1 protein-coding gene is annotated in these 1,501 nt (G+C 69.5%); it reads right to left on the minus strand.

What is annotated here, in order from left to right; all coding sequences use genetic code 11:
* Window positions 1-96 precede the first annotated feature (96 nt).
* The gene (locus tag ACFYTE_RS42360; RefSeq protein ID WP_388722664.1) at window positions 97-1,182 is read right to left on the minus strand and encodes an IS110 family transposase; all 1,086 of its coding nucleotides are present in this window, start codon (window positions 1,180-1,182) and stop codon (window positions 97-99) included.
* Between the last annotated feature and the right edge of the window lie 319 nt (window positions 1,183-1,501).

Below are 1,501 nucleotides of genomic sequence, written 5' to 3' on the forward strand. Positions count from 1 at the left end.
CGAACGTGCCCGAGGTGTCACGCGGGACCTTGACCTCGACCGGCCCGACATCGGTCAGCACGGTCTTGGCCCGGCCCCCGAAGCCCCTATGTTGCGTCAAGCCGCAGCAGAGTCTGGCTGGGTCGCCATGGCGTGTTGGATGATGTTGAACAGGTGGCGGGCCAGGTAGCGCTTGAGACAGCGGATGATCTCGCGCTTGGTCTTGCCCTGTGCGGTGCGTCGCTCGATATAGGTGACGGTGCGCGGCTCGCCGCGCAGGCGGGTGAGCACGATCCGGAAGAGCGCGGCGTTGGCCTGCCGGTCACCGCCGCGGTTGAGCCGGTGCCGGTGGGTCTTGCCGGAAGAGCGTTCAACGGGGCTGACGCCGCACAGCGCTGCGAACGCGGCCTCGTCGGCAAGCCGTTCGGGATTGTCGCCGGCCGCGACGAGCAAGCACGCGGCACTGTCGACGCCTACCCCGTGTTCTTCGAGAAGAGCCGGTGCCACCCGTTTCACCAGCGCTTCCATACGCTTGGCCAGGTCAGCGGCCTCGGCAGCCAGGGCCTTGACGCGCCGTGCCAGTGTCCGAAGAGTGTGCAGCACCGCGGCGCCGCCGGCGTGCTTCGTGTCGTCCAGACCGACGCACGCGGTGACCAGTGCGGCCCTGCCCAGCCCGGACAGCTGCTCGCGCAGGGCCGGATCGGCGTTGATCAGAATCGCCTTGAGCTGGTTGATCGCCTGCTTGCGGGCCTTCACCGCGGAGTCCCGGGCCATCTTGTAGACGCGTATCTGCTCGACCGGCCCGTCGCCGCTCTTGGGCACCGCGGTGGCTCGCTCGCTGACGACGGCCTGGGCGGCGGCTTCCGCATCGACGGTGTCGTTCTTGCCGCGAGACCGGCGCTTGGCCCGGTCGGGCCGGTTGACCTCGATCACCTCGACGCCCTGGGCCTGTAGGAACCGGCAAAGGCCGGCCCCGTAGGAGCCCGTTCCCTCGACGCCGGCCCGCCGAATGTCACCGAACTCCCCGGCCCAGCTCAGCAGCTCGACATACCCTGCCGCCGTTGCCGGGAACGCTTCGCTGCCCTTCACGCGGCCGAGGTGGTCGGTGACCGCGGCCACGTGGACGTCCTTGTGCGTATCGACGCCCAGGACGGCCTCGGGCTGGACGGAGTCTACGAGCAGGGGCAGGATGGCGGCGGTCATTGGCACCTCGATCGGCATCAGGGCTGGGTGGCCGTGCCGGACCGGGCCCGCGGTCAGAACTGTGACGGCGCCTGTCGCGAGGCCCCTATCGGGACACGCGGGCACCGGTCCGGCACTACTGCGCTGAACCTCACCCCACGGGCGACAGATCGGGACCGAGGCACAGGGGCCAGTTGCGGGACAGGTCAACCCGCAGGGCGGATCAGCACCCGCTCATACTCACAGTTGCGGGAGTTGCCGCTGCCCCGGCCAGCAGCACCGTGCTTCTCGTAGCCGAGGTGATCGGCGATCTCACCTTCCAGCGCAGACTCCAGGACCC

It is taken from the genome of Streptomyces sp. NPDC004629 (assembly GCF_042873595.1).
Classification (GTDB): Bacteria; Actinomycetota; Actinomycetes; order Streptomycetales; family Streptomycetaceae; genus Streptomyces.

Bases quoted from the DNA above. Each gene is read 5' to 3' on its own strand.
- ACFYTE_RS42360 (WP_388722664.1), bottom strand. From the start codon at position 1,182: ATGACCGCCGCCATCCTGCCCCTGCTCGTAGACTCCGTCCAGCCCGAG.